Origin of the sequence: Pseudoalteromonas translucida KMM 520, from assembly GCF_001465295.1 — a bacterium.
Classification (GTDB): domain Bacteria; phylum Pseudomonadota; class Gammaproteobacteria; order Enterobacterales; family Alteromonadaceae; genus Pseudoalteromonas; species Pseudoalteromonas translucida.
This window is the reverse complement of sequence record NZ_CP011034.1, coordinates 3281393-3305762: the sequence shown is the minus strand read 5'-3', so window position 1 is coordinate 3305762 and position 24370 is coordinate 3281393. Positions and strand designations below refer to the sequence as shown.

Below are 24370 nucleotides of genomic sequence, written 5' to 3'. Positions count from 1 at the left end.
TGCATGAGCAAAACAATTTTAATAACCGGTGCAGCCAGCGGTATTGGCTTATATATAGCACAGCAATTAGCAGCAGCGGGTCATCATATTATAGTAACCGACCTAAATGCAGCGCACGCAACTGCAGCGGCAGAGCGTATTGTTACTAATGGCGGAAAAGCCCAAGGTTATGCCTTAAATGTGGCCGACAGCGAGGCAATTACCGCTTTTTTTAAGCAGTTACCGCAAGCTGTTGATGTACTTATAAATAATGCCGGCATTCAGCACGTAGCAAAGCTTGAAGAATTTCCGGCTGACAAATGGCAATTTTTGCAGCAAGTAATGCTAGTTGGGCCCGCAATGATGACCCAAGCGGTATTGCCTAAAATGCGCGAACAAAATTTTGGCAGAATTATTAATATTGGTTCTATTCATGCCATTGTGGCCTCTAAATATAAGTCGGCTTATGTGGCCGCCAAACATGGCTTAATTGGCTTTAGTAAAACTATAGCGCTTGAAACCGGGGATGCCAATATAACCATTAATACCGTGTGCCCTGCGTATGTAAAAACACCGCTGGTAGAGCAGCAAATTGCCGCACAAGCCAAAGAACATGGCTTATCTGAGCAACAAGTAATCGACACTATTATGCTAGCACCCATGCCTAAAAAAGCCTTTATTGGTTTAGATGAAATACACCATGCGGTAACCTTTTTAATGGCTGATGCGGCGCGAAACATTACCGCACAAGCTATAGCAATAGATGGCGGCTGGACCGCACAATAGGAGCTAACAATGGCAGGATTCGATAAAGTAGTAAGCAGTTACAGCGAAGCAATGGCAGGGCTTGAGGATGGCATGACAGTGATTGCCGGTGGTTTTGGCTTGTGCGGTATACCGGAGGGACTTATTGGCCAAATTAAACGCCAAGGTATTCGCAATTTAACTGTGGTGTCTAATAACTGTGGCGTAGATGGCTTTGGTTTAGGCGTGTTACTAGAGGATAAACAAATACGCAAAATGGTGGCCTCGTATGTGGGCGAAAATGCCTTATTTGAACAGCAACTACTTAGTGGCGAGCTAGATGTAGAGCTTACCCCACAAGGTACACTGGCTGAAAAAATGCGCGCTGGTGGCGCGGGTATTCCTGCTTTTTATACCGCCACTGGAGTAGGTACGCCAGTGGCTGAGGGCAAAGAAACACGTAATATTAATGGGCGAGATTACTTGTTAGAGCACAGTATTACCGGTGACTTTGCCATCGTAAAAGCGTGGAAAGCGGATCGCTTTGGTAATTGTATTTATCGCCATACCGCGATGAACTTTAATCCTATGGCCGCCACCGCAGGTAAAATAACCGTACTCGAAGTAGAAGAAATTGTAGAGCCTGGGGAGTTAGAGCCAAGCCAAATACACACTCCTGGTATTTATATCGACCGGGTTATAAAGGGGGTGTTTGAAAAACGCATAGAAAAAGTGACCACCCAAGCAGCAAAGCAATAAGGAGCAAACTAATGGCATTAACACGTGAACAAATCGCCAAGCGAGTCGCGATGGAATTACAAGATGGCTATTACGTTAATTTAGGCATTGGGATCCCTACCTTAGTAGCTAACTATGTCCCCGATAATATTGCAGTAATGCTGCAATCAGAAAATGGCCTGCTGGGTATGGGGCAGTATCCTACTCCCGATGCGCTCGATGCTGATATGATAAACGCCGGTAAAGAAACCGTTACTGCCGCCACTGGCGCAGCCATTTTTAATTCAGCCGAAAGCTTTGCGATGATCCGCGGCGGTCATGTTGACTTAACCGTATTGGGTGCCTTTGAGGTTGACCAAAACGGCAATATTGCTAGCTGGATGATCCCCAATAAGTTAATAAAAGGTATGGGCGGTGCAATGGATTTAGTGGCCGGTGCAAAAAACATTATTTGCACCATGACCCACGCTAACAAGCATGGTGAGTCAAAATTACTCAGTGAGTGCAGCTTACCGCTCACCGGCGTGGGGTGTATTAATAAAGTAATTACCGACTTGGCCTTACTGGAAATTAAAGATGGTGCATTTCATTTGTTAGAGCGCGCCCCCGGAGTGAGCGTAGAAGAAATTCAAGCGAAAACACAGGGGCGTTTAATTATCCCTAAAAACACACCCGAAATGACATTTTAATAATAGCTTACTGTCGTTATTAATTAAGCCCGCATTGTTGCGGGTTTTTTTATAACTTAAAAAGCTACCAATTTATTTATTATAAAACCACTTTAAATATAAAGGCTTTATAAATCAAAGAGTAGTGCGCGGTTAGTTTTATCCTTTTTGCGCATGGTTTTTATGCACAAAAAGCGCGTAAAGATCATCAATGCACCTTACCGTCTAAATATTTAGTTAATTTCACGTTAACAATAAGCTGCGCTTTAGATAGCAGTTTGTAGTCGCTTATCTACCTGACAATAAATACACCAACACAGCGTGGAGACAACAATGAAAGCAAGTAACACACAACTCGCTTTGGCAGTAGCTGCCGCATTAGCGAGCACATCAGTTTTAGCTGATAACGATACCGATAAATTACAACAGCAATTAGATGCATTACAAAAAGAAGTCAGTGCATTAAAAAAATCGAGTGGTTTTAATTTAGAGTTTGGTGGACGCGTACAGCTTGACTACAACTATTTTGATGGCGCTTACAATGCAGATAATGGCGGCTCTGGCGGCAGTGATTTTTTTCCGCGACGTATTCGTACTTACGTTGCTAGCGAGCATGGTAATTGGGATCACAAGTTATTACTCGAATTTGGCGAAGGCACAGCTGAAATTGTTATGGCACGTGTACGTTATGCGTTTGATAACGGGCTTAAAATTAAAGCAGGTAAAATTCGCGAAGATATATCGCTTAATGCATTAACCAGCTCAAAACATATCAACACTATTGAGCGTAGTAGTTTAGCAAATACCTTCTCGCCATTTTTTCGGTGGGGTGCATCGGCTTACCAATACTTTAAAGATTCGGGATTTCGCTACGCAGTGGGTGTTTATAAAAATGATGCCTTTGGCGCAACGGGTAATGATGAAAACGACAAGCTAACTTTGGCTGCAACAGGGCGCGTAACGTGGTCAAGTGCTGCACCGGGTGATGTGATTCATTTAGGGGCGTGGCATTCATATCGTGATATGGGCGGCAATGAATTAGGTGCGCGTTTTGCTCGTGGAGAAGTTCGCGAAGCTAATACTAGGCTTGTTGATTATGCCGCTGGTGGCGTAACCGCAGCACTTGATAGCTTATCGCAAAGCGGACTTGAATTTGCTTACCAAGCAGATTCTTTAACCCTTGAAGCTGAATATGCAAGCCGCTCGTTAAACGCAGTTAATAGCGCAGACTTGCTAGATAGCGAGCGCTTTGATGGTTTTCATGTATCGGCAAGTTACTTTTTAGGTGGCGAGCAGCGCCAATACAAAGCAAGTTCAGCATTATTTGTACAACCTAAAAACATTAAAAATGCATGGGAGTTAGTTGCGCGTGTTTCACAAATGGATGCAACTAGCAGCTTACAAGGGACGCAAGCAACTACTTATACATTAGGCACATCTTATTACATCAGTAGCGATATTAAGTTTATGGGCAACCTTATTTACAGTGATGTGACAGGCCCTGGTACCACAGCTTTGGTAGGCGATGAAGACTCTGGTATGGGCTTTAGTGCGCGTATGCAGTATTTATTTTAAGGAATCATATAATGAAATTATTTAAGTCATTTAAATCACTAAAAACCACAGTACTTGCAGCATCGCTGGTACTTAGCAGCCCATTTGTAATGGCCGATATTCACTTTTTAGTACCTGGCGGCCCTGGTGGTGGTTGGGATACAACAGCACGTGGTGTAGGCGAAGGTTTAGTTAAGTCAGGTATTGAAGATAATGCGTCTTTTCAAAATATGTCGGGTGGCGGCGGCGGTCGTGCTATTGCTTACTTAATTGAGTCGGGCACTAAAAAGGGCGATATTTTAATGGTTAACTCAACGCCTATCGTATTGCGTGCATTAACTGGTCGCATTCCTTATAGCTACCGCGATTTAACTCCTGTTGCCAGCATGATTGCCGATTATGGCGCATTTGTGGTGTGTAACGATTCGCCATTTAAAACGTGGCAAGATGTTGTTAAATCAATCAAAGAAGATCCAAGCTCAGTAAAGGTAGCAGGCGGTTCTGCGCGTGGCAGTATGGATCATTTAGTTGCAGCGCAAGCAGTTAAAGCGGCGGGTATTGATGGTCGACGTTTACGTTATATTCCTTACGACGCCGGTGGTAAAGCAAAAGCTGGATTACTATCAGGCGAAGTTAACTTACTTTCTACCGGCTTAAGTGAAGCACTAGAAGTAGCTAATGGTGGTCAAGCACGCATTTTAGCGGTTACCTCAGGTGAGCCGTTACCCGATTACCCAGAAATACCTACCCTTAAATCACTTGGTTACGATATGGAATTTGTAAACTGGCGTGGTTTTTTTGCAGCGCCCAACTTACCCGCGGAAAAATTGGCAGAGTACACCAAAAAACTGCGCAAATTACAAAGTACTCCTGAGTGGGAAGTTGTCCGTGCACGTAACGGTTGGTTAAATTTATTCCAAGAAAAAGAGCAGTTTATTAAGTCATTAGAAGCGCAAGAAGCGCAGCTTAAAGTAGTGATGGAAGAGCTTGGCTTTATCCGTACATTGCAATAATCGAGGTTTAAAATGATGAATCGCGAATTACTAGGGCCAAGTTTATTCTTGGCGCTATTTACCCTGTACGCCGTTGTTGCATGGCAAATTCCACTTTTACCGTTTGAAGAATACGAAACGGTTACTTCTGCAACTCTACCTAAAGTATATGCCGCGTTTGGTATTGTGGTGTGTTTACTTGCTATTGCTACAACATTACTTAAACCAAGCGAAAAAGAAGCTACCGATGACAACCTCGAAAAATCACATGTACTGCGTACTATTAGCTTATTAGTGCTAATGGTGATTTATAGCGCCATGTTAGAGCCGGTTGGGTTTTTAATTTCGACCAGTGCATTTTTGTTAGCAGGCTTTTTTGTAATGGGTGAAAGGCGCAAAGGTATTTTATTATTTGCATCGATTCCGGTTGCTGTGGTGTTTTGGTTTTTAATGACTCAAGTGCTAGGTATTTACTTAGTTCCGGGCGATTTGTGGAGTTAAATTATGTTTGATGGAATTATGCTTGGTTTGTCGACCGTGCTCGACTTTAATAATTTAATGTATGTGATTGCTGGCTGCCTAGTGGGCACTTTTATTGGTATGTTACCGGGTTTAGGGCCAATTACTGCGATTGCATTAATGATCCCGATTACTTATAGCATAGGTGCCGACTCGGGCATGATTTTAATGGCGGGTGTTTATTATGGTGCCATTTTTGGTGGTTCTACTTCATCTATTTTAATTAACGCACCAGGGGTTGCGGGTACGGTGGCATCCTCCTTTGATGGCTACCCACTGGCAAAACAAGGCCATGCAGGTAAAGCATTGGCAATTGCTGCCTACTCCTCCTTTATAGGGGGCACTATCGGCGCTATATTGTTAATGGTTGCCGCACCTTTATTAGCTAAAGTATCGCTGAGTTTTCAATCACCAGATTATGTAGTGCTGATGTTTTTAGGCTTAACCGCAATTGCAGCGTTTTCTAATAAAGGACAATTTTTAAAAGCGATGATGATGACGGTATTTGGACTAATGCTTGCTACTGTTGGCATCGATCCTTCATCGGGCACCGACCGATTTACTTTTGGCCAAGCGGACTTACTTGATGGTATTAGCTTTTTATTAGTGGCTATGGCAACCTTTGCATTAGCAGAAGCGTTAGTTAACGTAGTAAAACCAGAGAAAAAAGGCGTCAAAAATATTAACGATTCAGATACGCCGCAAATAGGTTCAACTAAGTTAACTAAAAGCGAGATTAAAGAAATAGCGCCAGTGATTGGTCGCTCGTCTATTTTGGGCTTTATTGTCGGTGTGTTACCGGGCGCAGGCGCAACTATTGCAAGCTTTATGGCTTATGCAACCGAGCGCAACTTAGCACCCAAAGGCTTAAAAGAAAAATTTGGTAAAGGCTCATTACGTGGTTTAGCTGCACCCGAATCGGCTAATAATGCGGCATGTACTGGCTCATTTGTACCTTTGTTAACGCTAGGTATTCCGGGCTCAGGTACTACGGCTATTATGCTAGGGGCATTAATTGCCTATGGTATACAACCAGGGCCAATGCTTATGCAAGAAAACCCCAGTGTTTTTTGGTCTGTTATTGTTAGTATGTACTTTGGTAATATAGTGCTGCTTATTTTAAACTTACCGCTTATTCCTTACTTTGCAAAAGTATTAGCTATGCCCAAATCGGTACTCACAGTAATGATTTTGTTCTTTAGCTTAATTGGTGTGTATTTGGTGTCTTTTAATACCTTTGACTTATTTATGATGGTGGGATTTGCCTTAGTGGCGTTGGTATTACGATTGTTAGCTTTTCCTATGGCACCTTTACTACTCGGTTTTATTTTGGGTGATATGATTGAACGTAATTTCCGTCGTTCTATGATGATTTCTGATGGTTCATTAAGTTTTTTATGGGATCGCCCACTTACATTGAGCATATTTGTTATTTCAATTTTAGTGCTTTTATTTCCATTAAAAGATTACTTAATGCAGCGCCGTGCAGATAAAGCTGCGCTTCAAGAGCAGGCTTAACAGAGTCAAAAAATGAAAAACACCAACAAGCTAAGCCCATTGCAACATATGGTTAAAAAACCTAAACGCCTAGAAACTCGGCTAATTATTTGGGTAACTGGTTTATGTGTATTACAAGCATTGTTGTTTGGCGCGTTGGTGTATCAGCTTACGGCGCAAAGCTTACATAGTCACATTGGCGACAAAGCATTGGCCGTTGCCAGCAGTATAGCCTCACGCGTGGATGTTATAAAAGCACTGAAAAATCCAAAAGATTTATTGGCTATTAACGAGGAAGTAGAAGAAATAAGGCAACTTACTGGAGCCGACTTTATTGTTATTGGCGATGAAAATGCATTGCGTATTGTGCATCCTGATGAAAAGAAGATTGGTAAGCGTATGGTGGGTGGCGATAGCCAAGCTGCATTAAAGGGTGAGCGCTATATTTCGCTTGCTCGTGGCAGTTTAGGAGAGTCAATTCGCGGTAAGGTGCCTGTTTATTCGAATAATAACCAAATAATAGGCTTGGTATCGGTCGGTTTTTTAGTGCAGTCAATCGACCCTCTTATACGTTCTCGCAGTATTGAGATTTTAATTTGGGGCTTAGTGGTGGTGGGCTTAAGTATTGTGGTGGCTATTTATATTGGTCAGCGGGTGCGAAATGCCATTTTTGGTTTACAGCCAGATGAGATTGCGCGGTTGTTTTCAGAACAAAATGCTATTTTAAATACGGTGCGTAATGGCATAATTGCGCTCGACCCCGAGGGGAATGTACGTAAGTTGAATCAACGTGCTTGCGAAATTTTAGATAAACCTCTTGCTTATACTCACCAAACCCTCACGCTTGCTGATTTACTTCCTGAGCATGCTGAATTTTTGCTGCGTAACCAGTCACGCGAAATAGTAGGGTTTGAGCTATTTGCCGCCGATAAACGAATAATATTATCGCGCTTTGCTTTGCAGGTACAAGGCCAAGCAGATGGTATTTTACTTAGTATGCGCCCCTCTGATGAACTCGAATATTTAAGCCAACAACTTACTAAAGTACAGGCGTTTGCGGAGCTGTTAAGAGTGCAAACTCATGACTACTCAAATAAGCTCAATTTAATTGGGGCGTTAGTGCAAATGGGCAAAAATGAGCAAGCGATTGAAATTATAGGTCAAGAAAGCCAAGGGTCGCAGGCGCAAATACATAACTTGTTAGAGCGAATACAAGATCCTGTGCTTGCAGGTTTGTTAGTTGGTAAATACCATAAAGCAAGAGAGTTAAATGTGGTGTTAACGCTTAACCCCGATAGCTTGCTTGGTGAAATAACTCGCAAAGATATTTTAGAGCGGGTGGTATCTATTTTAGGTAACCTAATCGACAACGCGATTGATGCGGCCATTCGAGCATCAGATACTCGTGCTGCTAAAGTACGGGTAACGGTTGATGAAACCAGCAAAACGCTACTTTTTGATGTAGAAGATAGCGGTTTTGGTTTAGGACCTGATCATAATGTGATATTTACCCCACAATACAGCTCTAAGTCGGGTGCGGAACATGGAATTGGTTTGTATTTAGTTAAAACTAATTTAGATTCGTGCGGTGGGAGTTTAGAAATAGGTGAATCAGATCTACTGGGTGCGCGCCTCAGTGTTTATATCCCCAAATAATAAGAGTAATAAAACATGACGTACTCAGTAGTGATAGTTGAAGATGAAGTAGAGGTTGCGCAGTTATTAGCACAATATTTACTGCTACCTAATGGTGTTGCAGGAAACCACACACCCAAGCAAAGTCTCAGGCAAGGGCAGTATCAGGTAGTGGGCATTGCCGGTAACTTAGCTACGGCAAAGGCTTTGTTGCAGGCAGTTAATCCAGATTTAGTGTTACTTGATATTCATTTGCCCGACGGTAACGGCTTAGACTTATTGAGTGATTTGCGCCGCTTAAACATAAAAAGCGAAGTGATGTTGCTCACAGCGGCAAAAGAAGTGGAAATACTCGAAAAAGCAATGCAGTTAGGCGCCAGTGACTTTTTAGTAAAACCACTCATGTTAAATAGGTTAGATCAAGCTCTGGCACGTTTTGAAGCTCGCCAACAATGTTTTTCGGCTGCTGTTGAGGTGACGCAGTCTATGGTTGATACCCTATTTGGTTCAAAAGAGCGCGTTAGTACCACAACACGCTTACCCAAAGGAGTCGACTCGCTTACCTTAAAAAAAATAATAACTGCATTTAATGAACATAAAGAAACAGCATTTACAGCTCAGCAAATGGGCGATTTAGTGGGTGTGAGCCGATCGACTGCTCGCCGATATCTAGAATACATGCTTGAAGCAGAGCAGGTTAGAGCTGATCAAAGCTATGGTAGTATTGGTCGTCCAGAGCGTTGCTATAAAATATGCCAATAAAATAAAGAGTACAGAGTAAGGTAAAGCTTCATTAGGTAAATTGATCCCTCGCTTGCACTACAAAAAATAGCCATTTCAAACCATGCATCATTTTTTTTATATAATTGACTGCATTTTAAGCGACTTCTATGGTGATGTTCGCTTTAAGTGATGTTATACTCTGGCCGAATAATTTTTCGACTTTATTAAGAGTAAACTAATGGCAGATTTATCGAAGTACAGAAACATTGGTATTTTCGCGCACGTTGATGCGGGTAAAACTACCACCACTGAGCGTATACTAAAGCTTACTGGTCAAATCCACAAAAGTGGTGACACGCACGATGGCACATCAGTTACAGATTTCATGGACCAAGAAGCTGAGCGCGGTATTACTATTCAGTCTGCGGCTGTAAGCTGTTTCTGGAAAGATCACCGTTTTAACGTTATCGATACTCCTGGACACGTTGACTTCACTGTTGAAGTTTACCGTTCACTTAAAGTATTAGATGGCGGCATCGGTGTATTCTGTGGCTCTGGTGGTGTTGAACCACAATCAGAAACTAACTGGCGTTATGCGAATGAGTCAGGTGTAGCACGTGTTATTTTCGTGAATAAATTAGACCGTATGGGTGCTGATTTCTTCCGTGTAACTAATCAAGTACAAAAAGTACTTGGTGCAACTCCATTAATCATGACTTTACCAATCGGTATTGAAGATGATTTTGTTGGTGTTGTTGACGTTTTAACCAAGCAAGCATATGTTTGGGATGCGACTGGCCTTCCAGAGAACTACACAATTGAAGACGTTCCTGCAGACATGGTTGACCAAGTTGAGGAATACCATGAGTTACTTATCGAAACTGCTGTTGAGCAAGACGATGAGCTACTAGAAACGTACATGGAAGGTGTAATTCCTTCAATTGAAGATGTGAAGCGTTGTATCCGTAAAGGTACTCGTGACCTTGCTTTCTTCCCAACATACTGTGGCTCAGCATACAAAAACAAAGGTATGCAGCTTATTCTTGACGCAGTTGTTGATTACTTACCGGCACCTACAGAAGTTGATCCTCAACCTCTTATGGACGAAGAAGGTAATGAAAACGGCGAATTCGCTATCGTATCTACAGACCTACCATTTAAAGCGTTAGCATTCAAAATAATGGATGACCGTTTTGGTGCGTTAACATTCGTACGTATTTACTCAGGTAAACTAAACAAGGGTGACACTATCCTTAATGCGTTTACTGGTAAAACTGAACGTGTTGGCCGTATGGTTGAGATGCAAGCAGATGACCGTAACGAATTAACTAGCGCACAAGCTGGTGACATCATTGCTATCGTAGGCATGAAAAACGTGCAAACTGGTCACACATTATGTGATCCTAAGCACCCAGTAACACTTGAGCCAATGGTATTCCCAACTCCAGTAATCTCGATTGCTGTACAGCCTAAAGATAAAGGCGGTAATGAGAAAATGGGTGTTGCTATCGGTAAAATGGTTGCAGAAGATCCATCTTTCCAAGTTGAGACAGATGAAGATTCAGGCGAAACTATTCTTAAAGGAATGGGCGAGCTTCACTTAGATATCAAAGTAGATATCCTTAGACGTACTTACGGTGTAGACCTTATTGTTGGTCAACCGCAGGTTGCTTACCGTGAAACTATCACTAAAGAAATTGAAGATAGCTACACGCATAAGAAACAGTCTGGTGGTTCTGGTCAGTTCGGTAAAATTGATTACCGTATTAAGCCAGGCGAAGTTGCTTCTGGTTTCACGTTTAAATCATCTGTTGTTGGTGGTAACGTACCTAAAGAATTCTGGCCTGCAGTTGAGAAAGGCTTTAAGTCAATGATGGGCACTGGTGTTTTAGCTGGCTTCCCAGTACTTGACGTTGAAGTTGAACTTTTTGATGGTGGCTTCCACGCAGTGGATTCATCAGCAATTGCGTTCGAAATCGCTGCTAAAGGTGCTTTCCGTCAATCTATCCCTAAAGCGGGTGCACAACTTCTTGAGCCAATCATGAAAGTTGACGTGTTCACGCCGGAAGATCATGTAGGTGACGTAATCGGTGACCTTAACCGTCGTCGTGGTATGATGAAAGACCAAGAGCCTGGTTTAACTGGCGTTCGCATTAAAGTAGACGTACCGTTATCAGAAATGTTCGGTTACATCGGTTCATTACGTACAATGACATCAGGTCGTGGTCAGTTCTCTATGGAGTTCTCACATTACGCACCATGTCCTAATAACGTTGCTGAAGCTGTAATCGCTGCAGAAAAAGAGAAAAAAGCTGCTAAGTAATTAGCACCTTAACTCTTTAAAGAAACCCGCACATGTTGCGGGTTTTTTATTGCCTATAATAAAATTGATATATTAGGGTGTGTTTACCTTTCGAGGTTAAATTTGCAGCGGTGTATTTGCTTTTGAGGCCAGGTAATAACGACGCATAAATGCCCAGCACGCCCAATGAGTTATTAATTTAGCTGTGCGCGTATGCAAGTGTGAGGAGTATTGCGATGATGCGCTATACACCATGATGGCTACTACTGTTGAGTTGTTTACCTTTGCCTATAAACGCTACTAATTTAATACAATTAATAAAGAAGATATAAACAGCTAATTACCGACAATAAAAAAGGAGCTATAAATAGCTCCTTTTTTTATTTTAAAGTGTGGCGCTAGCTAAGCTTTTTAATTAGCTTTTCTTTTAGCGCTTTCATCTTTGGCGTGCGTGACTTATTAAAGCTTTGTATTGGCATGGTAACCAAATGCTCTTTTGGCAATGCGGGTATAGTTAAAGGGTATTGCCCTGCGGTGGGTACCGAAATCTCTTTAAGGTGCACTTTAAGTGCTTCTAGCATGGTATCGTTATCTACTTCACTAGGGCAGATAAATATACCTAGCTTTCTAAGTTTAACACCCAGTTTTATACTACTTGAATAACGCACTATAGGTGCAGCTAGTACTAAGCCTAGTAATATAGGTGAGAGCCACCAAAAAAATACCGGCGTGAAGAAATATGCTGTGCTACCCCAAGCAATAGCGACCAAAGTAGAAAATAACGTATAACTAAACGCTTCTTTCCATGGCACCATGCGGCCTTCTCGTGGTTGAGCATCCCATTTAACTTTTTTGCCTAAAAATACACAAACAACAAAGTAAGCATGAAACACCATCATTAACGGAGCCATGACAATCGCAAAAACCGTTTCGATAATTGCGCCTAATGTAAGTTTAATAGCACCACCGAAGCGGTTTTTTCTGTGCACCAAGGTTACAATTATACCCATTAGTTTTGGTAGCAATAAAATAACAATAGTAAGATAGAGCAGAGCATCAATTAAATCGGTTTTAGCTATTTGCCAAGTAGGGAACAATTGATAAGCGCGGTTAAAATAAACGTCGCTATTTAAAGCACGTGTTACGGCATCAACCGTACTTAACGCGAGCATAAGTAACCATATTAATGACGAAATATAAGCGGTAGCGCCAAGTAAAAAGTGAAATTTGCTCATCAGCTTTAACTTTGGTGACGTAAGCAATCCAATATGTTGAATATTACCCTGCACCCAGCGTCTGTCGCGCACGGCATAATCTAAAATATTACTTGGAACTTCTTCATAGCTGCCTTCAATATCAGCAAGTAGTAATACTTCCCAATTTGCACTGTGTAGTAATGATGCTTCTACAAAATCATGGCTGAGTATTTCACCACCAAAAGGGGCATTGCCTTTAAGTGTGGGTAAACCACAGCAGTCAATAAATGCGCTTACTCTAATTATGGCATTATGGCCCCAGTAGTTTGCTTTATCGGTTTGCCAAAATGCCGACCCTGTTGCCAGCATAGGGCTATAAAGTACCGAAGCAAACTGTAAAAAACGACCAAAAAAGGTATCTTGACGTACCGGAATAGGAATAGTTTGAATAAGTCCTACTTGCGGGTTGTTAATCATGCTGGCGGTTAGCTCTAGCATGCACTTACCTGTCATAACGCTGTCGGCATCAAGCACAATCATATGATCGTACTGGCTTCCCCAGCGCTCAAAAAAGTCGGTTAAATTACCTACTTTACGGTGTTTATTATCTTCGCGGCGACGATAAAACAATTGCTTTGATGTCTCGCCTAGGCGCTCACACAAAGCATGCCAAGCACTTAGTTCATTTTTAGCTATTGTTGGATCTTGCGTATCACTGAGTAAATAAAAATCAAAGTTGGCTAATTCCCCAGTCTCTTTTAATGACTGTAAGCTCACTTCAAAGCCTGCAATAACGCGATGTGTATCTTCGTTATATATAGGCATTACTATCGCAGTTTTTTGCTGAGAAAATGCCTGGCTCTCAAGCTTTATCGGTTTTATGCGCCTAAGAGTAAGCGGATCAATACGCAGTAATTGCAGTACAAACCCTATAGTGCCACTACAAAATGCGGTAACAATCCATGCAAAGGTAATTGAAAATAATGCCAGCAAAGCATACTCAAGTGGCGTCATACCATTTGAGTTTAAAATTTCAAACATAATAGAGATGCCGTACGCAGATATACCAATTGCGGCAATGGCAAATAACCAAATACGAAGTGCCTTAAAGGGCATAGATATTTTGGTGGTTTGTTTACTTGATGTCATTTGGATACCAAACATAACTCCATACCTCGCTAATTTCTTTATCATGCAGCTTTAACGATAAGCGCATATCTACAGGTTTGCCGTTTTGTGGAGCTATTTTAAATGCAACTCGCCAGCCTAATGAATTTGGTAACTTTTGCACAGTTACATCTCTTACTTCACCTGTTGTTAATTGGATGTCGGCATTTAAATTTAACTTTTCTGAAAGCTTATTTATATCAGGCCCAGCAAAATCAACCGTAAATTGGCGATGGCTTTTAGGTGGTGGGTTATCTTCCCCCGGCAATGCTGCGCTACCAATGCGAGTGCGAACTGCGCGTGCCTTATCATGCTGATTTAAGTAAGCATTAAAGGTGGTCATTTTATAGCTTAGCTTTAACGAATCGCCTGCTTTAAATGGTTTTTCAGGCACCCAGTAGCTCACTATGTTGTCGTTTGTTTCTGTATCTGTCGGTATTTCTACCAGCTCAACTCGGCCATTTCCCCACTCGCCTTCTGGCTCTATCCACAGGCTAGGGCGGTTGTGGTAATGCGCTTCAATATCAAAGTAATTATTAAATTCACGATCACGTTGCGCTAAGCCAAATCCCTTAGGGTTCTCGTATGAAAAAGAGGTTACGCTAAGTTGCGACGGGTTATTAAGCGGACGCCAAATCCAGTTGTTATCCTGAGATTGGGTTAACAGTCCGTCTGAGTCATGTACTTCTGGGCGGTAATCGTCAAAAAACTTAGTGCTGTTTTCGCCGTGATAAAACATGCTTGTTAGCGGTGCTACGCCTAATTTTTTCACGTCTTTACGGGCAAAAATTTGCATATCTACTTTAACGCTGGTGTTGGTAGTAGGGTCAATACTAAACTTATAAGCGCCGGCAACCGATGGGCTATCAAGCAGTGCAAAAATGATAATGTTGGTTTGTTCTGGCTGTGGTTTTACTAACCAAAACTCTTTAAACACAGGAAATTCTTCGCCAGACGCTTCTGCGGTATCAATTGCTAACCCTCGAGCCGATAGACCATACACTTGATTAGGCCCAACAACTCTAAAATAAGAAGCACCTTGAAACACCATTACTTCATCTTTGTACTCAGTGGTATTAATTGGGTAATGCAACCTAAACCCAGCATGGCCTAATTGTTTATTGGCAATACTCTTGGCTATTTCGTCTTTTAAAGGTGCTGCAGTACCATCGTACTGATAAAAGTCAGTACTAAACGGTAAACGGCTAAGTTTAGAATCACTATCAACTGTATTAATTGTTACTGGTGTTTTATATAAAAAGCCGGGGTGAAACAGCTGAAGCTCGTAAAGACCTTCGTCTTTCCACATTGATTTGTCTTGTTTAAAACGAATAGAGCGATAATCTTGATACTCAATATTATTTAGCGCATCTAGCTCGATGTTTTTAGGGGCAATATACTCCTCACTCGCTAATTTTTGAGCGCGGGCGCTGATCACATCAAATAAATTGTCTTGCGGGATGGCAACGTCAAGCGTGGCTGAAAATGCTTGCTGAGCTGAAAAAACAAGAAATAAGCTAAGTAATGGTACTGAGGCTTTTTTCCATGTTGATATTAGGTGAATTGGTGCTTTCATTTTCGTTCCTTTATAAAAACATGACTTATTTTTACAGTTAAGATTGGTATCGATTTATTAATTTGTTTCATTGGTACTTTTAATAATAAATATGTAACTAAGGCTCAAGTATGGTTAGTTGTTTACAGTCTAAATACGAGAGTGAGTAGATTTAGTACGGATAGTACACAAAGTTTACTGAAGCTTGTCTGAATTACATTTGTATATATTAGGTTTAACGGATACAAAAATTAATCCCAATTAAATAAAGCAAAGAGGAGGGCTAATACTGGTTATATAGGTAGCAGTTTCGTTGAGTTATAGCAGCGGAAAAATGATGTAACACTATTTAAATTTGTAATTAAAGATAAAGTAAGGCGGGCTTGTTACCCGCCTTGTAAGGCTTACTTTTTAGCTAAGTATTGTGCGGCTTGCTTAGCAAAATAGGTAAGAATACCGTCGGCGCCAGCACGTTTAAATGCCAGTAGTGACTCCATAATAGTGGCCTCTTCAGCTAACCAGCCGTTATCAATTGCAGCTTTGTGCATCGCGTATTCACCACTTACTTGATAAGCGAAGGTTGGAACGCCAAATTCATCTTTAACTCGGCGTACAACATCTAAATATGGCATGCCAGGTTTTACCATTACCATGTCGGCGCCTTCTTGCAAATCAAGCGCGACCTCGCGAATGGCTTCGTCAGAATTAGCTGGATCCATTTGATAGGTTTTTTTATCAGCACCCTTTAAGTTACCGGCAGAACCTACCGCGTCTCTAAATGGGCCATAATAGCTTGAGGCGTATTTAGCTGAGTAAGCCATAATGCGAGTGTGAATGTAGCCATCGGCTTCAAGTGCCTCGCGAATAGCGGCTATTCTGCCATCCATCATATCAGAAGGGGCAATAACGTCAGCACCTGCTCGGGCGTGCGACAGTGCTTGCTTAACCAGTATGTCAGTTGTGATGTCGTTAATTACATAGCCACTTTCATCAATAATACCGTCTTGTCCGTGGGTGGTAAACGGGTCTAGCGCGGCATCAGTAATTACACCTAACTCAGGGAACGCTTCTTTTAATGCACGTACAGTGCGTTGTGCTAAACCATCATCGTTATACGCTTCTTCAGCATGTAATGACTTTTTGTCGGCCGGTGTTACCGGAAAAATAGCAATGGCGGGGACACCTAGCTCAACCAGTTCTTTGGCTTCTATAAGTAGTAAGTCAATTGATAAGCGCTCGATACCGGGCATTGATTCAATTTCTTCACGACGGTTTTTACCTTCGAGTACAAATACCGGATAAATAAGATCATTAACGCTAAGCTGGTTTTCAGCCATAAGGCGGCGTGAAAAATCATCGCGGCGCATTCTGCGCATGCGAGTATATGGGAAAAGATCTAGACCAGATTGGGCCATATTTATACGCTCCTACTTTGGGATTGCGGGATTGGAAAATTAATTACTTGGTTACGACCATGCTGCTTGGCAAAATAAAGTGCTTTGTCGGCACGTTCGGTAAAAATTTCAGGGTTATTTATATCTTCAGCAACGCTAGTATACACTCCCGCGCTGATTGTAAATGAAATAGTAGTGCCAGCCACATGCACATTATTAGTAGCAATAGCGTGGCGAATTTTTTCAGCAATGGCTATCGCGCCATCATTTTGGGTATTGGGCAATAGCACCACAAATTCTTCGCCGCCGTAACGTGCTACTTCATCAAGCGGGCGTTGTAATTGCTTTTTAATAGTATCAGCAGCAGTACGAATAACCTGATCGCCAGTTAGGTGGCCATAGGTATCGTTTATTACCTTAAATGTGTCTATATCAAGCATAATAACACTTAATGGGGTTTGTTCGCGACGCGAACGGCGCAACTCCATCACTAATTTTTTATCAAAAAAGCGTCGGTTTTTAATGCCAGTTAAGGGATCTTCCATGTTCAGCTGTTCAAGCTCACGGTTTTTTTCTTCTAGTTCTCTTAGTGTTACTTGTAACTCAAAAGTACGCTCATCTACTTGTGTTTCGAGTTCTTGACGCACGCTTTCTTGTAAAGATAGCCGCTCATGTAATAAGGCGTCTTGGGCAGCACTTTTGGCTATTAAGGTTTGTTGAGTAGTTACTTGTTCATCGCGCTGTAAAATAAAGAGTTTCATCACCGCATATCCTAGGGAGAAAGCGCAGCTAAGAGAGCAAATAAACACAAAGGCCAGCCTACTGTTTGTAAATATATAAAGCCCTGAAACAGTAATAATAAAATAAACTATTGCGGCTAAAAAGCTGCATAAAGCTAGCAAAAGTGCTTTATTGGGTTCTGATGGGTTTTGGCGAATGCAAAGTGAGGTTGTTACAACATAGGAGCCTAAAACAATGGGAGTGGTAATAAGGCAAAATAAGGTGACAACAAGTGTAGGAAAAAGCCAAATAAACGCAATAAGCAGTGCATATATAGCTATTATAATTTTTTGCACTTTAAACCATGTAACGGTTTTAGGCTGACATACCTGTTGCTGTAGAGGTAAAAAAAGCACCGTTATCAGCATCAGCAACATGGGGATCATAAGTTGTACTGTGGCCGCAGAACGTGTGTGCATGAAACTAAAACCACAAATAAAATATAATAAGATGCTGAGCATTAATGTTATAGCGCCCGTGTAAGCAAAGTATTGCTTACGCGAAAAAGCATACAAAATAAGACAGCTAATCGCTAAAGAAAAAACAAAGCCAATTAACAATCCGTAAAGCAAATTAAGCTTACTTTTATATGTAAAAAGCGCATCGGCCTGCCATAAGGTTAAAGGCACGCGTAACCCTGAGCTATTGCTCACTTTAACAATAACAGTGGTATTACTGTGGGCAGGAAGCGTTAATTTTACCAGCAAAGGTTCGTTTTTTATTTGTTGCTGTGGCAGTAAAGGGGGGGCATTAATATTTATTGAGGAGGATCGTCGCTTATCGAGTAAGTGATATACAAGTACTTCATTTAATAACGGGTTATCTATAGAGAGTATTGGCGTTACACGTGTATTGAGCGTGTTTTTAATTGTAAATTGGATCCAAATAGGGCGTTGTTCAACGCCTAAATTAAGAGGTTTGTTGGTTAACGTTTGCCACTGTTTAAGATCGCTCTGCTGGGCGGTTGTTATAGATGTAGGCGCAAAAGAATAATAAATAGAGTTTATTTTTTCAGATGTAAACTGATCATCTATCTCTATAGTATTAGCGGCTGCTAAACCAGCAAAAAGGATAGTTAATAGACTTAATAACACCCCAATAGCTTTCATTACTTAGCTTTTAAACCAAAAACATGATAAAAATTTAGAGTAGTTTGTTGCGCTATTGCCTCAGGAGTAAGGTTATATAATTGGGCAATTGTTTCGCACACATAAGTTAATAAGGCAGGCTCATTACGGCGAGATTTAGGCTTTGGGCTAACGGTGCGCGGAATCAAAAAAGGCGCATCAGTTTCTATTAATAGTTTATTAAGAGGGATACTGGGGATTAATTGTTGTAGCTCTTTTCCTCGGCGTTCATCGCAAACCCAGCCGGTAATGCCTATATAAAGCCCTAACGCTAAGTAGTTTTTTAATGCCTGAGCGTTACCTGTAAAGCAATGTAATACGCCGCGTACATTAAATTCTTTTAAAATGCTTATCATGTCTTCGCGGGCATCACGCTCATGCAAATATACAGGTAAGTTTAGCTGTTCTGCTAGGGCAAGCTGGCGCCTAAGTACGCTTCGTTGTACATCGCGAGGTGAAAAGTCGCGATTATAATCAAGGCCGCACTCTCCAATGGCTATAACTTGCTTATGGCTTGCAAGTTGAGTGAGTTGCGCCTCAAGCTCATCAGTAGCCGATTTAGCATCGTGAGGATGTACGCCTGCTGTAGAAAATTGATGATGCTTTATAGCCAGCTCAAGCGACTGTTCACTGGCTGCCACATCGCAGCCTATAATCAGCATATGCTTAACTCCCGCAGCTTTAGCGCGGGCAATAATGTCTTGATGCTGTCCATCAAACTGATGGTTAGTTAAATTAACCCCAGCATCAATTAAGCTGTATGGCATTATTGAGTACGTTTAACGCGTATAGAGCGGTTTTGACCTTCTTTTTTTAATAAAAAAGAATTAAATACACCACGACTAATAACCACGTTGTCATCTTCTTTTAGCGTTATGCCATCAGATCCAATTTGACGCCATTGTTGGCCGTTTTCTAGAGTAATAATTAACTCACCATAAGCCGCTTCTTTAATGGCTGATACAGTTGAGCTAATAGAGCTGTCATTTTCTTTCGCAATATTTTTATGCTCTAAACCAAACTCTTCTGCTTGTGTTACCGCTACAGCAACAGGTGCGGTGGCTTCTGTATTTGTTGGTGAGAGTGTTTTATTTACAGTAGGCTTGCTCAGCGGTTTACCGGCAACCGTATTATCGTAACAAAGCAGACGATTAAAGTCGTTTTCAATAAAGCTACATGCTTGCAGTGCTTGCTCGTTAATAGCAGTGGCTGCAAAAGTCGGTGCGCTTAACAAAACTAATAGTGAGAGTAGTTTTTTGTTCATATTATTCCTCAGATTCTTGTTGTGGTTTAGCGGTATAAAATTTAGCTAAAATTAGGCCTAGCTCAAACAAAATAAGCATAGGTAGCGCTAATAAAGTTTGTGACAATACATCGGGCGGTGTTAAAAACATCGCCACTACAAAAACACCCACTACAATATAGGGACGTTTTTCTTTTAAACTTTGCGTTGTTGTAGCGCCGCTCCAGCACAGCAGCATAATGGCTACTGGAATTTCGAAAGCGACACCAAAGGCAAAAAATAGTTTTAGTACAAACCCTAAGTAGCTACTTATATCCGGTGCTAAGGTGAGCATTGCAGGGCCAGCACTGGTAAAAAAGCCTAAAATAATAGGCAGTACTACAAAGTAGCAAAAGGCAATACCACCATAAAACAAAAAGATGCTTGAGGCGAGTATTGGCATTAACATACGTTTTTCGTGTTTATACAACCCCGGAGCTATAAAACCCCAAACCTGGTGTAATATCCACGGAATAGAGGCAAATAATGCGACAAATAATGTTAGTTTAAAAGGAGCAAAAAATGGCGCTGTGACATCAGTTGCTATCATGGTTGCAGTGCTTGGCAAATGTGAAATTAATGGCGCTGCAACAAATGTATAAATGTCGTTTGCAAAATACACTATTGCAATAAAAATAACTAAAATGCTTAATAGTGATTTAATCAGCCGGTCGCGTAATTCAATTAAATGCGCGACAAACCCCGATTTTACTTCCTCAGCCATTATTATTTATACCATTTAGTAAGTTGACCACAAAGTGAGAAATTAATTTCACTTTGTATCATCAATATTTTGCTTATTAGAGGGATCGATTTGAGTTTTTTTATAACTGTGGGTCACAGACTGAGCAGCCTGTTGTAGTTCAGTTAGTGAACTTTGTAGTTCAGGGCTTAAATCGGTTAAGTTTTGTTGCTCCGCTTTTTTAAGGTTTTCGTGTAATTCGTGCACACGTAACTCTTCGCTCACTTCAGCTTTCACTGAGTTAGCAAGCGACTTTGCAGTTTTTATCCAGCGGCTTACCGTTCTAATTGCTACAGGTAAACGCTCTGGACCAAGCACCACTAAACCAACAATTAAAACAACAATTAGCTCCCACATCCCCATGCTAATTAAACCTTGTTATTGTCTTTGTTTTTTTCTGTATCGGCAGAATCAAGCGGTGCACTCTCTTCTGATTTTTGAATCTGCTCTGGCTGTTCTTTATCTGTGCTTTGCTTACCTGTATTTTGTTCGTCAGACATTGCTTTTTTAAAGCCTTTAACTGCGCCCCCTAAATCACCACCAATACCGCGTAATTTTTTAGTGCCAAACAAAAGTACAATAATTGCTAATACAATCAATAACTGCCAAAGACTAATACCGCCAAATCCCATGTTTATCTCCCGTTTTCATAATTATAAAGTGTATATTTTAAATACTAATTATACGCCTAAAAACGTAAATAGCACCTAGTTTATGTACTATGCCACGCTGCTATAAAACCAATAATAGCGCTACTTATAGCGATACTTGCGGCAATTAAATCGTGTTGTAAATAAAATAATGCAGCAATAACCATAGCCACACTGCTAAACAAACCTAAAACCAAAGGTTTATGAGATCCCTTCGGAGCCTGTACTTGAATTTGTGGTGGGCGTTTTAAGCTTTGATAAATTAGATCGGGCAGCTCTGGCATTTTTTCGGCCCAAAAGGGTAATTGTGCATACATTTGCTTTATAACCGATAGCGGGCCAACTTGTTGCTTAACCCAATCTTCTAAAAAGGGCTTTGCGGTTTTCCATAAATCTAATTGTGGATAAAGCTGGCGGCCTAAACCTTCAACATACAATAAGGTTTTTTGCAGTAATACTAATTGTGGTTGTACCTGCATATTAAAGCGCCTTGCAGTATTAAATAAATTAACCAATACATGACCAAACGAAATTTCAGCTAAAGGCTTATTAAATATAGGCTCGCAGACAGTGCGAATAGCAAATTCAAACTCTTCAATACTGGTATCTGGCGGTACCCAACCCGAGTCCACATGCAACTGTGCAACTTGGCGATAATCGCGATTAAAAAAGGCAATAAAGTTTTCCGCTAAATAGCGTTTATCTTCTTTATTTAAGGTGCCTACAATACCGCAATCTATACCAATATATTTAGGGTTTTCGGGGTGCTCACGAGAAACAAAAATATTACCTGGGTGCATATCAGCATGAAAAAAGCTGTCTCTGAACACTTGGGTAAAAAACACTTCAACGCCACGCTCAGCCAGTAGTTTCATATTGGTGTTTTGCGCTAATAAAGCATCAGTATCTGATACCGCAATACCATAAATACGTTCCATTACTAATATATTATGGCGGCTGTAATCGCTATAAACGGTAGGAATGTAAAGCGAGTCTGAGTCTTCAAAATTACGTTTAAGTTGAATGCCGTTTGCACCTTCGCGCATTAAATCAAGCTCATCAAGCAGGGTCTTTTTGTACTCTTTTACTACTTCAACAGGACGCAGACGTTTTGATTCGTGATGTACTTTTGCTAGCACCTTAGCGAGCTTTTCCATTAAGGCTAAGTCGGCATTAATTTGTTGATTAATATTAGGGCGAATTACTTTAATAACTACATCTTGCTCTATACCATTTGTGTCAACTAACGTTGCGGTATGTACTTGGGCTATGGATGCCGACGCCAGTGGTGTTTGTGAGAACTCACTAAAACGCTCGCTTATGTCATTAATTTCGAGAGCTTTTTCTATTATTTTTTGTGCAAGCTCGCCAGAAAAAGGTTCAACCTGATCTTGCAAAAATGCCAGCTCTAATGCAATTTCGTGCGGCAGTAAATCACGACGCGTAGAGAGCATTTGACCAAACTTAACCCATACTGGGCCAAGCTGTTGTAGTGCTAATCGTAATCGCAGCCCTGCGGGCTTATCTTTATGCTGATTACGCAGCCAAAATAAACTACCTCGGGCTATTTTCGCAAACCAAGGAATTTTATGTTTTGGCACTAACTCATCTAACCCGTAGCTAAGCAGTGTTTTAGTGATGTAATACAGTCGTGCAGTTGACACAAAAAATCCTTAGCGGGTAGTCAAAGTGGTTAGTAAGGCATTAATACGCTGTTCTATAGCAGCAACTTGGCCTTTAAGCTCACGGTTTTGTTGTTTAAATTGTTTAAGCTCTAACGGATGGATGGCAATTGCCAATTCATCTTGGCATAAGCTTGTTAGTGTGCGGCTTAACTGCGCTTTTGCTTTATTGCCGTGTTGCTGGAGCGTTTTGAGGTGTAAATATAATTGCTGTGCGGGAGCATCACCAAGGTGCGATGAAAGCTGCTCAGGCCAATCAATATCTAGTGTTGAAAAGGCATTGCTATAGGTTTGAGCTATGTTTAAATCACCTTGCAAATCAAGTTTATCTTGGCGAATAAGCTGGGTAAGCATGGCTGGGTTTTTTAGCGCAAGCAGGGTGTTAAGGTCGGCGCTGATCATGCAATCGGCGTCTGTATCACTGGTTGCGCTATATAAATGAAGTTGCTTGTCGCTAAATACTAGCAGCAGCTTCAACTGAGAGCCCCTAACATCAACGACTAAGCGCTGATGCTTAACTGCTGCCAGCTTTCCCGATAGGCTTGTATCGAGTTTAAGTGCTTGATTAAGTATTCGCTCCACGAGCGAAAGTACTAAGTTGGGTAACATAAAAAAATCAGTTGAGGGAGCCTCTGTAGAATTTTTTTCGGTTGCTTGCTCAAGCGCCATAATTATTTACCTTAGTATTTAAAGCCACGATGCAGCGCAACAATACCACCGGTTAAGTTTTGATAAGTGGTTTGCTCAAAGCCTGCATCAGACATCATGCTTTTAAGCGTGTCTTGATCTGGGTGCATACGAATCGACTCAGCTAAATACTTGTACGATTCGCTGTCGTTTGCTACTAACTTACCCATAGTTGGTAATAAGTTAAATGAATAAAAGTCGTATGCTTTACTAAGTATTTCATGCTCTGGCTTTGAAAACTCTAATACCAGTAAGCGCCCGCCTGGTTTTAAAATGCGGTACATTGAGCGTAATGCTTTGTCTTTGTCGGTTACATTACGTAAACCAAATGCAATAGTGATCAGATCAAAGCTATTATCAGGGAATGGCAAGGCTTCAGCGTTCATTTGTACGTAGTCAATATTGCCAACTAAGCCTAAATTATGGAGTTTTTCGCGGCCTACTTTTAACATAGATGAGTTAATATCACCCAGTATAACCTGACCGGTTTCTCCGACTAATTGGCTAAATTTTGCAGTTAAATCGCCCGTACCACCGGCTAAATCTAAAACATGGTGACCTTTACGAACGCCAGAGCTGGCTATTGTTTGACGTTTCCATAAACGATGCACCCCAAAAGACATTAAGTCATTCATTACGTCGTATTTTGCCGCAACTGAATGAAATACGTCTGCAACCATTGAGGCTTTATCGTTTTCGGCTACCGTTTTATAGCCAAAATGCGTGGTCTTTTGTGGTGTTTCGCTCATCATTAATC

22 protein-coding genes are annotated in these 24370 nt (G+C 41.2%); 10 read left to right on the top strand and 12 right to left on the bottom strand.

Annotation, left to right across the window (positions count from 1 at the left end):
• Window positions 1-3 precede the first annotated feature (3 nt).
• From PTRA_RS19040 to fusA, 10 genes are all read left to right on the top strand, one after another.
• Window positions 4-765 (top strand): 3-hydroxybutyrate dehydrogenase, encoded by a 762-nt coding sequence (locus PTRA_RS19040; protein WP_058374418.1) that lies wholly within the window; start codon window positions 4-6, stop codon window positions 763-765.
• A 9-nt stretch (window positions 766-774) separates the two neighbouring features.
• Entirely contained in the window at window positions 775-1482 is a 708-nt protein-coding gene (locus PTRA_RS15295) for a CoA transferase subunit A (protein ID WP_011329568.1), read from the top strand.
• Window positions 1483-1493: 11 nt separating this feature from the next.
• On the top strand, window positions 1494-2150 hold the full coding sequence (locus tag PTRA_RS15290; protein ID WP_058374417.1) for a CoA transferase subunit B: 657 nt from the start codon (window positions 1494-1496) through the stop codon (window positions 2148-2150).
• 312 nt (window positions 2151-2462) lie between these two features.
• Complete coding sequence (locus PTRA_RS15285; RefSeq protein ID WP_058374416.1) at window positions 2463-3704, top strand: OprO/OprP family phosphate-selective porin; 1242 nt, start codon at window positions 2463-2465, stop codon at window positions 3702-3704.
• Between the two features lie 11 nt (window positions 3705-3715).
• Window positions 3716-4696: a Bug family tripartite tricarboxylate transporter substrate binding protein gene (locus PTRA_RS15280; RefSeq protein ID WP_058374415.1), complete on the top strand. Its 981-nt coding sequence runs from the start codon at window positions 3716-3718 to the stop codon at window positions 4694-4696.
• Between the two features lie 12 nt (window positions 4697-4708).
• Window positions 4709-5176: a tripartite tricarboxylate transporter TctB family protein gene (locus PTRA_RS15275; RefSeq protein ID WP_058374414.1), complete on the top strand. Its 468-nt coding sequence runs from the start codon at window positions 4709-4711 to the stop codon at window positions 5174-5176.
• Window positions 5177-5179: 3 nt separating this feature from the next.
• A complete protein-coding gene (locus PTRA_RS15270) occupies window positions 5180-6712 on the top strand; it encodes a tripartite tricarboxylate transporter permease (protein WP_058374413.1) in 1533 nt (510 codons plus the stop codon).
• Between the two features lie 12 nt (window positions 6713-6724).
• The gene (locus tag PTRA_RS15265; protein WP_058374412.1) at window positions 6725-8347 is read left to right on the top strand and encodes an ATP-binding protein; all 1623 of its coding nucleotides are present in this window, start codon (window positions 6725-6727) and stop codon (window positions 8345-8347) included.
• A gap of 15 nt (window positions 8348-8362) precedes the next feature.
• Window positions 8363-9088, top strand: a complete 726-nt coding sequence (locus PTRA_RS15260) for a response regulator (RefSeq protein ID WP_058374411.1) — start codon at window positions 8363-8365, stop codon at window positions 9086-9088.
• A 199-nt stretch (window positions 9089-9287) separates the two neighbouring features.
• Window positions 9288-11372 (top strand): elongation factor G, encoded by a 2085-nt coding sequence (gene fusA, locus PTRA_RS15255; protein ID WP_058374410.1) that lies wholly within the window; start codon window positions 9288-9290, stop codon window positions 11370-11372.
• A gap of 377 nt (window positions 11373-11749) precedes the next feature.
• Here fusA and mdoH read toward each other — a convergent pair whose 3' ends face one another.
• The 12 genes from mdoH to ubiE all read right to left on the bottom strand — a co-directional run bounded on the left by mdoH (window position 11750) and on the right by ubiE (window position 24362).
• On the bottom strand, window positions 11750-13711 hold the full coding sequence (mdoH, locus tag PTRA_RS15250) for a glucans biosynthesis glucosyltransferase MdoH (RefSeq protein WP_058374409.1): 1962 nt from the start codon (window positions 13709-13711) through the stop codon (window positions 11750-11752).
• On the bottom strand, window positions 13683-15290 hold the full coding sequence (locus PTRA_RS15245; RefSeq protein WP_058374408.1) for a glucan biosynthesis protein G: 1608 nt from the start codon (window positions 15288-15290) through the stop codon (window positions 13683-13685). Before PTRA_RS15245 ends, mdoH begins: the two co-directional genes overlap by 29 nt.
• Before the next feature lie 383 nt (window positions 15291-15673).
• Complete coding sequence (gene hemB, locus PTRA_RS15240; RefSeq protein ID WP_058374407.1) at window positions 15674-16684, bottom strand: porphobilinogen synthase; 1011 nt, start codon at window positions 16682-16684, stop codon at window positions 15674-15676.
• A 2-nt stretch (window positions 16685-16686) separates the two neighbouring features.
• On the bottom strand, window positions 16687-18552 hold the full coding sequence (locus PTRA_RS15235) for a sensor domain-containing diguanylate cyclase (RefSeq protein ID WP_058374406.1): 1866 nt from the start codon (window positions 18550-18552) through the stop codon (window positions 16687-16689).
• Complete coding sequence (locus PTRA_RS15230) at window positions 18552-19337, bottom strand: TatD family hydrolase (protein ID WP_058374405.1); 786 nt, start codon at window positions 19335-19337, stop codon at window positions 18552-18554. The genes PTRA_RS15235 and PTRA_RS15230 overlap by 1 nt, the downstream gene beginning before the upstream one ends.
• Entirely contained in the window at window positions 19337-19834 is a 498-nt protein-coding gene (locus PTRA_RS15225; RefSeq protein WP_011329557.1) for a hypothetical protein, read from the bottom strand. The genes PTRA_RS15230 and PTRA_RS15225 overlap by 1 nt, the downstream gene beginning before the upstream one ends.
• Before the next feature lies 1 nt (window position 19835).
• Window positions 19836-20576: a twin-arginine translocase subunit TatC gene (tatC, locus tag PTRA_RS15220; RefSeq protein ID WP_011329556.1), complete on the bottom strand. Its 741-nt coding sequence runs from the start codon at window positions 20574-20576 to the stop codon at window positions 19836-19838.
• A 48-nt stretch (window positions 20577-20624) separates the two neighbouring features.
• Complete coding sequence (gene tatB, locus PTRA_RS15215) at window positions 20625-20957, bottom strand: Sec-independent protein translocase protein TatB (RefSeq protein WP_058374404.1); 333 nt, start codon at window positions 20955-20957, stop codon at window positions 20625-20627.
• 5 nt (window positions 20958-20962) lie between these two features.
• Window positions 20963-21226 carry a Sec-independent protein translocase subunit TatA gene (gene tatA / locus PTRA_RS15210; protein WP_058374403.1) on the bottom strand — a complete coding sequence of 88 codons (264 nt, stop codon included), beginning with the start codon at window positions 21224-21226 and terminating at the stop codon, window positions 20963-20965.
• Between the two features lie 80 nt (window positions 21227-21306).
• Window positions 21307-22908, bottom strand: a complete 1602-nt coding sequence (ubiB, locus tag PTRA_RS15205) for a ubiquinone biosynthesis regulatory protein kinase UbiB (RefSeq protein WP_058374402.1) — start codon at window positions 22906-22908, stop codon at window positions 21307-21309.
• A gap of 9 nt (window positions 22909-22917) precedes the next feature.
• Window positions 22918-23595 (bottom strand): ubiquinone biosynthesis accessory factor UbiJ, encoded by a 678-nt coding sequence (locus tag PTRA_RS15200; protein ID WP_058374401.1) that lies wholly within the window; start codon window positions 23593-23595, stop codon window positions 22918-22920.
• Window positions 23596-23606: 11 nt separating this feature from the next.
• Window positions 23607-24362, bottom strand: a complete 756-nt coding sequence (ubiE, locus tag PTRA_RS15195) for a bifunctional demethylmenaquinone methyltransferase/2-methoxy-6-polyprenyl-1,4-benzoquinol methylase UbiE (protein ID WP_011329553.1) — start codon at window positions 24360-24362, stop codon at window positions 23607-23609.
• Window positions 24363-24370: the final 8 nt, after the last annotated feature.

Coding starts and splice junctions, on each gene's coding strand:
- PTRA_RS15225 (WP_011329557.1), bottom strand. CDS start 19,834: ATGAACAAAAAACTACTCTCACTATTAGTTTTGTTAAGCGCACCGACT.
- PTRA_RS19040 (WP_058374418.1), top strand. CDS start 4: ATGAGCAAAACAATTTTAATAACCGGTGCAGCCAGCGGTATTGGCTTA.
- tatA (WP_058374403.1), bottom strand. CDS start 21,226: ATGGGATTTGGCGGTATTAGTCTTTGGCAGTTATTGATTGTATTAGCA.
- PTRA_RS15260 (WP_058374411.1), top strand. CDS start 8,363: ATGACGTACTCAGTAGTGATAGTTGAAGATGAAGTAGAGGTTGCGCAG.
- PTRA_RS15285 (WP_058374416.1), top strand. CDS start 2,463: ATGAAAGCAAGTAACACACAACTCGCTTTGGCAGTAGCTGCCGCATTA.
- PTRA_RS15280 (WP_058374415.1), top strand. CDS start 3,716: ATGAAATTATTTAAGTCATTTAAATCACTAAAAACCACAGTACTTGCA.
- tatB (WP_058374404.1), bottom strand. CDS start 20,957: ATGGGGATGTGGGAGCTAATTGTTGTTTTAATTGTTGGTTTAGTGGTG.
- PTRA_RS15265 (WP_058374412.1), top strand. CDS start 6,725: ATGAAAAACACCAACAAGCTAAGCCCATTGCAACATATGGTTAAAAAA.
- hemB (WP_058374407.1), bottom strand. CDS start 16,684: ATGGCCCAATCTGGTCTAGATCTTTTCCCATATACTCGCATGCGCAGA.
- PTRA_RS15290 (WP_058374417.1), top strand. CDS start 1,494: ATGGCATTAACACGTGAACAAATCGCCAAGCGAGTCGCGATGGAATTA.
- PTRA_RS15245 (WP_058374408.1), bottom strand. CDS start 15,290: ATGAAAGCACCAATTCACCTAATATCAACATGGAAAAAAGCCTCAGTA.
- tatC (WP_011329556.1), bottom strand. CDS start 20,576: ATGGCTGAGGAAGTAAAATCGGGGTTTGTCGCGCATTTAATTGAATTA.
- PTRA_RS15295 (WP_011329568.1), top strand. CDS start 775: ATGGCAGGATTCGATAAAGTAGTAAGCAGTTACAGCGAAGCAATGGCA.
- PTRA_RS15200 (WP_058374401.1), bottom strand. CDS start 23,595: ATGGCGCTTGAGCAAGCAACCGAAAAAAATTCTACAGAGGCTCCCTCA.
- mdoH (WP_058374409.1), bottom strand. CDS start 13,711: ATGTTTGGTATCCAAATGACATCAAGTAAACAAACCACCAAAATATCT.
- PTRA_RS15270 (WP_058374413.1), top strand. CDS start 5,180: ATGTTTGATGGAATTATGCTTGGTTTGTCGACCGTGCTCGACTTTAAT.
- PTRA_RS15230 (WP_058374405.1), bottom strand. CDS start 19,337: ATGCCATACAGCTTAATTGATGCTGGGGTTAATTTAACTAACCATCAG.
- fusA (WP_058374410.1), top strand. CDS start 9,288: ATGGCAGATTTATCGAAGTACAGAAACATTGGTATTTTCGCGCACGTT.
- ubiE (WP_011329553.1), bottom strand. CDS start 24,362: ATGAGCGAAACACCACAAAAGACCACGCATTTTGGCTATAAAACGGTA.
- PTRA_RS15235 (WP_058374406.1), bottom strand. CDS start 18,552: ATGAAAGCTATTGGGGTGTTATTAAGTCTATTAACTATCCTTTTTGCT.
- PTRA_RS15275 (WP_058374414.1), top strand. CDS start 4,709: ATGATGAATCGCGAATTACTAGGGCCAAGTTTATTCTTGGCGCTATTT.